Below are 10,147 nucleotides of genomic sequence, written 5' to 3'. Positions count from 1 at the left end.
GCCAATCACGAGGAATTGACGATGCAATCTCATGATCTTCTCGAACACGTTCGCTCCGTCTTCGTGCGCATGACGCGCTATCCCGACGAGGTCGTCGTCGCCGACGCCGACCTGGAGCAGGACCTGGGCATCGACTCGGTGAAGCGCGGCGAGATCCTGGCGACCTTGCGCGCCGATTTCGGCCTCCCGGACGCGCTCAAGGCGACGCCCGACGAGCTGCGCACGGTGGCCAGCGTCAGCGACTTCCTGTCGCGAACCATCTCGGCTCGTCCAGGCGCCACTCCCCCGAACGGCGATGCGGGCGGCGGGGGGCGCGCGGAGGCCGCCAGGCCCGCGAACGGGCACGGGGAGGCCGCCAGGCACGCCGGGTACGCCAACGGGCATGGGGAGGCCGCCGGGTACGCCAACGGGCATGGGGAGGCCGCCAGGCACGCGAACGGCCACGTGGAGCCCGCCAGGTACGCGAACGGCCACGTGGAGCCCGCCAGGCACGCGAACGGCCACGCGGAGCCCGCCAGGTACGCCAACGGCCACGTGGAGCCCGCCAGGCCCGCGAACGGCCACGCGGAGCCCGCCAGGTACGCCAACGGCCACGTGGAGCCCGCCAGGCACGCCCCGGCCGCCCGGGCCGCGCTCGCGGGCAAGACGGTCCTCGTGACCGGCTCGAGCCGCGGCCTCGGCCGCGCCATCGCGACGAAGCTCGGGCGCACCGGCGCGCGGGTCGTCGTCAACAGCTTCCACTCGCGCGACGACGGCGAGGCGGTCGCCGACGAGATCTGCGCCGCCGGCGGCGACGCGGTGCACGTCTGGGGCTCCGTCGCCAACGTCGCGCACATCGACAAGCTCTTCGAGACGATCGAGCGCGACGTCGGCGAGCTGCACCACTTCGTCAACAACGCGTCCAACGGCCGGTTCGGCCCCCTCGAGCAGACGACCCCGGAGCACTGGGAGCTGGCCTTCCGCACGAACGTCATCGGCTACCACCAGTGCGCCCTCCGCGCGGCGCGCCTGATGGAGCGGCGCGGCGGCGGGCGCATCGTCGCGCTCTCGTCGAACGGGTCGTCGCGGTACCTCGAGCACTTCGGCGCCATGGGCGCCGTGAAGGCCGCCGTCGAGTCGCTCACGCGCGCCCTCGCCGTCGAGCTCGCGCCGCGCAACGTGCAGGTCAACTGCGTCTCGGCCGGGCCGATCTACGGCCACGTCACGAGCAACTACCCGGATCACGAGCGGATCCTCCCGTACTGGGAGTCGCGCACGCCGGGCGGCCGGCTCTGCACCGAGGAGGACGTCGCCGACGCCGTCCTGCTGCTCCTGTCCGACGGGGCGCGGATGATCAACGGCGCGACGCTCACCGTCGACGGCGGAGGCTCCCTGTGCATCTGAAGGCCGCGATCGCCGGCGCCGCCCCGCGCCTCGGTCGCCTCATCGCGCGTCCACCCGGGTTTGCTTGCATCGACTTGCGTCAGCTTGCGGAGAAGGAGGAGTCATGATTGCCAATCTCTATCGGCAGCCCCCGGGCCCTGGCCCGCTGTCCAGCCTGCGGTACCTGGCGAATTTCAGGACCGGGGACATGCGTCATTACGAGGAGCTCTTCGCGCGCCACGGCGACGTCGTGCGCCTGCGGGCGCCCGGCGCCGAGGACTTCATCATGGCGTTCCACCCGAACGACATCGCGCACGTCCTCCGCACGAACATCCGCAACTACCCGAAGGGCAAGCGGTATCACGAGCTCGCCCACGTGCTCGGCTGGGGCCTCGTGAACAGCGAGGGCGACCTCTGGCGGCGCCAGCGCCGGCACGTGCAGCCCCAGTTCAACCACGCCAACACCCTCAAGTTCGTTCCCATCATCGTCGACCACATGGAGGCGGTGCTGCGGCGCTGGGACGCCCAGCCGGACGAGTTCGAGCGCGACATCAACGACGACATGATGGATGTGACGTTCGGTATCGCGGGCGAGGCGTTCTTCGGCGCCGCGCTGCAGGCCCACACCGACACGGTCCGCGAGGCGTTCAAGTACGCGCTGTCGATCGCGCTCAAGCGGATGTACTCGCTGGTCAACCCGCCCCTCTCCTGGCCGCTGCCGAGCCACCTGCGCTTCCACCGGGCCATGGAGCGCGTTCACACGGTGATCGACGACATCATCGACGGCTACCAGCGCGGCGCGGGCGACGCCGACAACGTGCTCGTGCGCCTCATGAACTCGGTCGATCCCGAGACGGGCGCGAGGATGGACCGCGCGCAGCTCCGGGACGAGATCAAGACCATCCTGATGGTCGGGCACGAGACGTCGAGCGTCACCGCCTCCTGGGCGCTGTACCTGATCGCGCAGCACCCCGAGGTGAGCGCCCGGCTCACCGACGAGATCGATCGCGTCCTCGGCGGCCGGGCCCCGACGGCGAAGGACTTCGAGTCGATGCCTTACCTCGGCATGGTCTTCAACGAGTGCCTCCGGCTCCTGCCCTCCGTGCCGTTCATCCTCCGCAGCCCATTGGAGGACGACGAGCTCGGCGGCTACCACGTCGCCGCGGGGTCGACGGTGGCCATCGTCCCGTGGGTCACGCACCGGCACCCGGACTTCTGGGCCGATCCGCTGCGATTCGACCCCGAGCGCTTCGCGAACTACCGGCGGAGCGCGGACGACAAGCTCGCCTTCATCCCCTTCGGCGCCGGCCAGCGGATCTGCCTGGGCGAGTTCATGGGCCAGCTCGAGGGCAAGATCATGGTCGCCATGGCGCTCCAGCGGTACCGGCTCCGGCTGGTCCCCGGCTTCGACCCGCGTTGCCGCGGCTTCATCTCGCTGCAGCCGGTGAACGGGATGCGGATGATCCTCCGGCGGCGCGAGCCGGTGAGGGCGGCCCGCGCGGCGCCCGCGGGTCGGGGGCAGTCCGCCGCGGCGGAGCCCGCGGCCGCGGAGCCCGTGGCGGCCGCCGCCATGAGGGCCAATGGCTGCCCGTTCAGCGCCCGGGCGTGACACGGCGCCGATCGCGGGCAGGGCCGGGGTCCCGCCTACGGCGCCTGCTCGACCATCGCGCTCCCGCCCTGGCGGCGGACCGGCTCGGCGACCGCGGTCACCGTGCCGTCGCCGTTGAAGCGGAGCGCGGTGGCCGCGCCGATCTCGCCCCCTGTCGTGTTCGCGTCGGAGAACACGTGTCCCAGGGCGCTGAGCCCCTCGGCCTCCGGCGTGCCCAGGAACGCCGTCTCCGCGTCGCTCGACCCGTTGCTGGCGTTGCGCTGCGAGATGCGCGGCGCCGCGAGCGCCTTGTCGATCGGCAGGCCCAGGTCGATGGAGCTGACCAGGATCTGCAGCACGGTCGTGATGATGGTGGACCCGCCCGGCGAGGCGAGCGCGAGCTCGGGCTTGCCGTCCTTCATGACGATCGTCGGGCTCATGCTGCTGCGCGGCCGCTTGCCCGGCTCGGCCACGTTCGGGTGCGGCGCGGTCGGGTCGGACGGGACGTTGAAGTCGGTGAGCTCGTTGTTCAGCAGGAACCCATGGCCGGGGACGACCATGCCATTGCCGCCCTCGGCCTCGATGGTGCACGTATAGGACACGATGTTTCCGGCCGCGTCGCTGATCGTGATGTGCGTCGTCTCGTTGTCGCCCGCGTCGTTCGGTCCGGCGCCCATGTCCCGCTTCCGCGCCGACTGGCCGCCGCCCGGCGAGGGGCTCGGGTCGGTCTGGAACGCGAAGGGGTCGCCGGGCGCGGCCGCGCCGGTCGGGGCCTTGTCCAGGTCGATGAGGTCGCGCCGGGCATCGGCGTAGTCCTTCGAGAGCAGCCCGGCGACGGGGGCCTCCACGAACTCGGGATCTCCGAGGAAGGCGTTCCGGTCCGCGAAGGCGAGCCGCGAGGCGCCGAGGTAGCGGTGCAGCACCTCGACGGGCGTGAGGGTCTCGAGGTCGAAGCCCTCGAGCAGGTTGAGCGCCTCGGCCACGGTGATCCCACCGCTGCTCGGGAGGCCCATGCCGTGGATGGTGTAGTCCCGGTACGTCGTCGAGACCGCCGGGCGGACGCGGACCTCGTAGTCCTGGAGGTCGGCGGGCGCGATCACCCCGGGTCGGAACTTGAGCGTGCTACCGGGCTCGATCGGGGGCTCGCGGACGGCCGCGACGATGGCCTCGGCGACCTCTCCCTCGTAGAAGGCCCTCTCTCCTCCCTCGGCGATGAGGCGGTAAGTCCTGGCGAGATCCGGGTTCTTGAAGACGGCGCCGACCGGCCGCGCCTCGCCGTCGGGCCCGAGGAAGAGCTCCTTGCTGCTCGTGATCGCCTGGAAGCGCGCCAGGTTCCGGCCGGTCTGCTCGAAGAAGGTCTTGTCGACCGCGAACCCCGCCTCGGCGACCTGGATGGCCCGCTGGAGCACGTCCTTGAGCCCGAGGGTGCCGTAGCGGCGGAGCGCCTCGCTCCACCCCCGCACGGTGCCGGGCACGCCCACCGACAGGCCGCTCGTCACGAGCTCATCGAACGCGATCGGGGCGCCGTTCTCGTAGAAGGCGCTCGCCTCGAGCCCTGACGGCGCGGTCTCGCGGTGGTCGATCGCGACGACCTTGTTGTCGGCGGCGAGGTACACGAGCATGAAGCCGCCGCCGCCGACGCCGCACGAGAACGGGTCGGTCGCGCCGAGCACGCTCGCCGCGGCGACGGCGGCGTCCACGGCGTTGCCGCCCTTCTTCAGGACCTCGATGGCGGCCAGGGTGCCGCGCACATCGACGGTCGCCGCCGCGCCGCCCCGCCCGGCGGCCGTCGGCGCGATCTCCGGCAGCTCGGCGAAGAGGTCGTCTTTCGTCCCGGTCCCACCGCCGTCCGGCTCCGCGCCCGCGTCGCCCTTGCCGGGCTCGCCGCGGCTCACCGGGGCGAGCTTCTCGTTCGGGCTGCAGGCGGCGCACAGGACGAGGAGACCGAGCATGGCGAGGTGATGCTTGCGTTGGGCCATGGTCACGGACCCTAGCAGGGCTCACCCGTGCAGGGGGCATCGCCCAGGGCGCAGGCCATGGATTGCTGCCCAGCAAGCAGCGCTGTCTGGCGCGACGACTTCGGCCGTCTGCGGCGGACTGGCATGGTAGCTGCTTCTCAATTGCCGCTGAGCCCGCACGCGCTCCCGCAGGCCCCCTCCGGGGCCTGACGTGTCGGCATCTCCGTCGCGCATGAACAACCGCCCGCCGCACCCACGTGCTGTCGAGGTAGTGCCCGGTCTTGCGCCAGCTGATGCCGAACAACCACTCAGAGCCGGGATATCCGCACAGGCCGGCGTGCGCTTCATCGCCGCGGGCCGCACCTGGCCCGACACCACGGGGTGAAGGAGGGGAGCGAGCGTGATCCGGGATCAGGGGGCGAACGTGGCGACGAAGGCGTCGGAGCCCGCGGCGTAGGGGATCGGTCCAGTCCCGAAGTCCACCGCCGAGCTCGCGGCGCCGGTGAGGGCGATCGTGCCTGCCGGGGAGATCGTCATGTCGTTCGCGCTGGCCCCGAAGCTGAGCGCCCAGAGCTCCGCGCCGGTCGGGTCGAGCTTCGCGAGCCCGCTCCCGGCGACGACGATGTTGCCGTCGGAATCCACCGCGACGCCGTCGCCGAAGGGGACCGAGTCGCTGAAGACGTATGCGCCCGCGGCGTTCAGCTTGAGGAGCGCGGGGCCGGCGGGCAGCACGCCGCCGCCGAGGTCCACCGTCCCGTCCGTGATACCCGCCACGACGACCTCGTCGGCCGCGTTGACGGCCACCGACCAGCCCGCGTCTCCGGGGTCGCCGCCGGGCGGGATCGACGGCTCCGGCGCGAACGCCTGGCTCCAGATCACGGCGCCCGTCGGGGCGAGCTTGCTGACGGTGAGCTGCGCGACAGCGGACTCCGGCGCGGTCACCGCCAGGACGTTGCCGGCGCTGTCGATCGCGATATCAGCGTTGTACACCAACCATGAGTCCGAGTCCGTGATCTGTTGATTCCAGAGGACGTCGCCCGCGGGGCTCAGCTTCGCCAGGAAGGCGTTCGGCCGCTCCTCGCTGTTGACGTAGGCCAGGTACGCGTTGCCGAGCCCATCGACCTCGATCTGCTCCGGGGCGAAGGAGTCGAGGCCTGACGTGACCGGCGATACGATGGGTCCCTTCCTCCAGAGAGGATTGCCATCGCGGTCGAACTTGACCACGAAGGCCGCATCCGAGGGGAGGCCGTAGTCGAAGGGGGGCAGGCACTGGCCGAACCCCATGGCGGGGAGCCCCGACCCGTAGGCGCCGGCGAGCCACACATCGCCGCTCTCATCGACGGTCATGGCATACGGACGGTCCTGGAAGCGCTTGCTCCAGAGCAGCGCGCCCGATGGATCGAGCTTGAGCAGGAAGCCGTCCCTCCACGGCGGCGTGCTGGTCAGAGGGCCTGCGCCGAAGTCGACTGTTCCCTCGAAGGTGCCTGCGACGTAGTAGTTGCCCGCGGCGTCGTTCGCGATCTCCAGGCCCTCGTCGGCGCCGGTGCTGCCGTATCCGCGCGCCCACGGCGGCAGCACGGGGCACTGGGGATCGCCGTCGCAGTTCTCGTCCTCCGGCGTGAAGCAAGCCTCGTCGACGGGCGTCACCTCGCCGGTGCAGGGGCCGTAGCCGAAGCCGTCCGGCCGGCAGGTCTGCGTCCCGGCAGCGCAGGTCCCGACGCCCCTCGTCCCGGCAGGGCCGGAGTAGCACGCGATGACCGAGCCTGGCACGCAGGTCTCCGCCGGGTCGCCGCCCGCGCCGCCGCTGCCGCCCGCGCCGCCGCTGCCGCCCGCGCCGCCGCTGCCGCCCGCGCCGCCGCCCCCGCTCGACGGCGGATTGAACGTGGCAACATAGATATCCGAGCCTCCCGCGTACGCGATCGGGCCGGTCCCGAAGTCCACCGCTCCACTCACGCTTCCGGTGAGAGCGACCGCGCCGCTCGGAGCGATGGCGATATCCGACGCGCCGGTCGCGAAGTCGACCGACCAGAGCTCAGTGCCCTCGGCGTCGAGCATGGCGAGCCCGGATGCGACCACGAGGAGGTTGTCGGCGGGGTCGACGGCGATCTTCGTGCCTGGTACCGAGCGGTTGAAGACATGAGCGCCGTCCGCGGTCAGCTTGATGAGGATGGGTGAAAACGTATCATAGTTTATGACCGTCGCGAAGATCTCGTTCGTCGACGTGACCGCCACCGACCTGGCGAACCAATTCCAGGTGTCTCCGGGGCTCTGGTATCGCCACAGCAAATCGCCCGACGGAGAGAACTTCGATATGTAAAGGCCATTGTTGATGAAGTCGCCGAGGTAGCCTGAGCTCACTGTCACCACGTTGCCGGCGTTGTCGAGCGCGAGGCTTATGTCGCTGCTTGGATATCCTGGCATAGCACGCGTCCAGAGGGCGTTGCCCGCGGAGTCCAGCTTCCTTATTTCCGTACCCTCGCTGTCCTCGTACGCGATGTATGCATTGCCCAGCGCATCGGCGGCGATACGGTAGACGTAGACGTAGGCGTCGTAGCTGCCGGAGGAAGACGAGTTGAATCCCTTGCTCCAGATGTGGCCGCCGTCGGGATCGAGCTTGGCCACGAACATCGCGTTCCAGTCGGCGGGGCCGGGCATGGAGCACCCGCCGAAGTCGAGGCCTGTCGTCGTGAGCATCCCGTCGCTCTCGTAACGGCCGGCTAGCAGGACGTCGCCGTTCCCATCGACGGTCACGGCACTTCCGACCTCCTCGAAGGGCGTGCCGAAGCGCTTGCTCCAGAGCAGCGCGCCCGACGGATCGAGCTTGAGAAGGAAGATGTCGTTTTCTCCCGCGCTGGTCAACGGGCCGGCGCCGAAGTTGACCGTTCCTTTGAAGGAGCCGGTGACATAGTAGTTGCCCGTGGCGTCGCTGGCGATGGACAGTCCGGCATCGGCGCCGGCGCCCCCAAATCCGCGCGCCCACGCTGCTGGCTGAGGGCAATGAGCGTCGCCGTCGCAGCTCTCGTCTTCCGGCGTGGCGCAGACCTCCGTCGCAGGGGTCACCTCACCCGTGCAGGGGCCGTAGCCAAAGCCGTCGGAACGACAGGTTTGCGTCCCGGCAGCACAGCGCCCGACGTTCCTGGTTCCATCGGGCCCCGAGTAGCATGCGACGATGGAACCCGGCACGCACGTCCCTGGCGAACCGCCGCTGCCGGTCGAGCTGGCTTCGCCACCGCTGCCGCCGTCGCCTGCGGAGCCGCCGCTGCCGGTCGAGCTGGCTTCGCCACCGCTGCCGCCGTCGCCTGCGGAGCCGCCGCTGCCGGTCGAGCTGGCTTCGCCACCGCTGCCGCCGCTGCCGCCGTCGCCTGCGGAGCCGCCGCTGCCGGTCGAGCTGGCTTCGCCACCGCTGCCGCCGCTGCCGCCGTTGCCTGCGGAGCCGCCGCTGCCGCCGTCGCCTGCGGAGCCGCCGCTGCCGGTCGAGCTGGTACCGCCACCACTGCCGCCACTGCCGATCGAGCTGCTTTCCCCGCCGCTACCGCCGCTGCCGGTCGAGCTGGTAGCGCCACCACTGCCACCGTCGCCCGCGGAGCCGCCGCTGCCGGTCGAGCTGGTAGCGCCACCGCTGCCACCGTCGCCCGCGGAGCCGCCGCTGCCGGTCGAGCTGGTAGCGCCACCGCTGCCACCGTCGCCCGCGGAGCCGCCGCTGCCGGTCGAGCTGGTAGCGCCACCACTGCCACCGTCGCCCGCGGAGCCGCCGCTGCCGGTCGAGCTGCTTTCCCCGCCGGCGCCGCCGGCGCCGCCGTCGCCGCCGCTGCCGCCACCGCGCCCGATGGGGTCGCACGCGGTCATGGGAAGGAGAACCGCCAGTGAGCACGCGGCATGAGCCCACGGGCGAAGCCTGGATGCTGAACCGATCACCTCGGAGGGTCTGGTCATGGCCCCTCCGATGCACGGCTCGGTCGCCGCATTCAGCGCGCGACCGTGAGCCCTGGATTTTGGATCGGTTTACGAGTGCGCGTGGATAAGGGGCTCGGCGAGCGAGGCGATCATGGCGGTCCGAGGCGACGGCTCCGCGGGCACGAGCTCCCGAGGCCCCGGGCTCGGCGGTCGGGTTTGGGTTGGGACCATCGCTTCCGAGCGGGTGCGCTCCGTCGTCATGACGCGATCGCGACAGGCACCCCCAAAAACCGGCCGTACCGCTCGACGGCCCTTTGCAGGGCGGCCTTCTCGCTCTTCTTCAACCGTAGCGGGAGGTTCATCGTGACCGTGCCCGCCTTCCTCTGGATGGCGCGGCGCCAGCCGCCGACGACCCGGCCGTCGAGGACGACGAGGTGCGCCATGAGGGCGTCGCCGCCGCGGCTCGACAGCGCGGGGTCGAGCGTCGCGCTGTGGTCCTTGTAGGCGATGACGTATTCGTCGTAGTTGGGCAGGAGGTGAACGAGCGGCGTCTCGATCTCGCCGCAGGCTGCCTGTCCGGCCGCGAACCAGTAGACCTTGCCGCCGACCGCCTCGTGCTGGAGGTGAGCCTTGGCCGTCTCGATGCCGGCCCTGGCCTCCTTCAAGGTGAGCCCCGACCACCACGCGAAGTCCTTCACCAGCGCTGGCCCGTGGCTCGCGAGGTAGCGTCTAGCGAGCTCGGCCAGCGCCTCGTCGTACCTCAGCTCCTTCGCCCTCGGGGCCCTCTCGTCGAGCAGCGCATAGGTGAACTGCTTGCCGCGGAGCGGGCCGCTGCAGACGATCGCGTCCAGCTCGGCGCGCATCAGGAGATAGGCGAGCCGCAGGCCGCTCGCGCGGATGCCGGCCTCCTCGTACGCCCGCGCGATCTCCGTTCGAGTGAGCTGGGCGCCTCCCTGCAAGGCCTTCACGAGCGCGTCGTTGCTCCTGGCGAACACCGCATCGTCGAGCTCCAGCTGTCGATACTGGTAGGCGTTGGCGGCGTTCACGCGCGGGGCCGTGAGGCCGAGCATCCAGCGGATGTCCTGGGGCGTCACCAGATGCCACGTGGGCCGCAGGACATGGGTGCGGAGGATCTTGCCATCGTTGAACAGCCGATCGAGCGCGGCGTCCGTGACGTCGGTGGTCCGCTGCGCGATGGCCCATTTCGCCCCGGCGTAGTCCTGGGCCTGCACCGCACATAGCCATCGAACCACGTCCTCTGGCCGCTCGCACGGGCGCCCCGCGAGACGCTCGTTGTGGAGCCGCTGGCGGATGATATCGAGGTTGTCCACAGAATGCCGCCAGA

At 70.9% G+C, this 10,147-nt stretch carries 5 protein-coding genes; 2 read left to right on the top strand and 3 right to left on the bottom strand.

Annotated elements, in window-relative coordinates:
* Positions 1-21 precede the first annotated feature (21 nt).
* A complete protein-coding gene (locus WME85_RS30535; RefSeq protein ID WP_437826350.1) occupies positions 22-1,383 on the top strand; it encodes an SDR family oxidoreductase in 1,362 nt (453 codons plus the stop codon).
* A gap of 103 nt (positions 1,384-1,486) precedes the next feature.
* Positions 1,487-2,971 (top strand): cytochrome P450, encoded by a 1,485-nt coding sequence (locus WME85_RS30530; protein WP_437826348.1) that lies wholly within the window; start codon positions 1,487-1,489, stop codon positions 2,969-2,971.
* 35 nt (positions 2,972-3,006) lie between these two features.
* On the opposite strand, the gene ggt is transcribed toward WME85_RS30530, so the two are convergent.
* The 3 genes from ggt to WME85_RS30515 form a co-directional block, all read right to left on the bottom strand.
* Entirely contained in the window at positions 3,007-4,929 is a 1,923-nt protein-coding gene (ggt, locus tag WME85_RS30525) for a gamma-glutamyltransferase (RefSeq protein WP_437826347.1), read from the bottom strand.
* A gap of 390 nt (positions 4,930-5,319) precedes the next feature.
* Positions 5,320-8,754 (bottom strand): hypothetical protein, encoded by a 3,435-nt coding sequence (locus WME85_RS30520; protein ID WP_437826345.1) that lies wholly within the window; start codon positions 8,752-8,754, stop codon positions 5,320-5,322.
* Positions 8,755-9,059: 305 nt separating this feature from the next.
* Positions 9,060-10,133: a winged helix DNA-binding domain-containing protein gene (locus WME85_RS30515; RefSeq protein WP_437826344.1), complete on the bottom strand. Its 1,074-nt coding sequence runs from the start codon at positions 10,131-10,133 to the stop codon at positions 9,060-9,062.
* Between the last annotated feature and the right edge of the window lie 14 nt (positions 10,134-10,147).

Source organism: Sorangium sp. So ce1153 (genome assembly GCF_051521595.1).
Classification (GTDB): domain Bacteria; phylum Myxococcota_A; class Polyangia; order Polyangiales; family Polyangiaceae; genus Sorangium.
The sequence above is the reverse complement of the archived record's forward strand: the minus strand, read 5'-3'. Positions and strand labels throughout refer to the sequence as shown.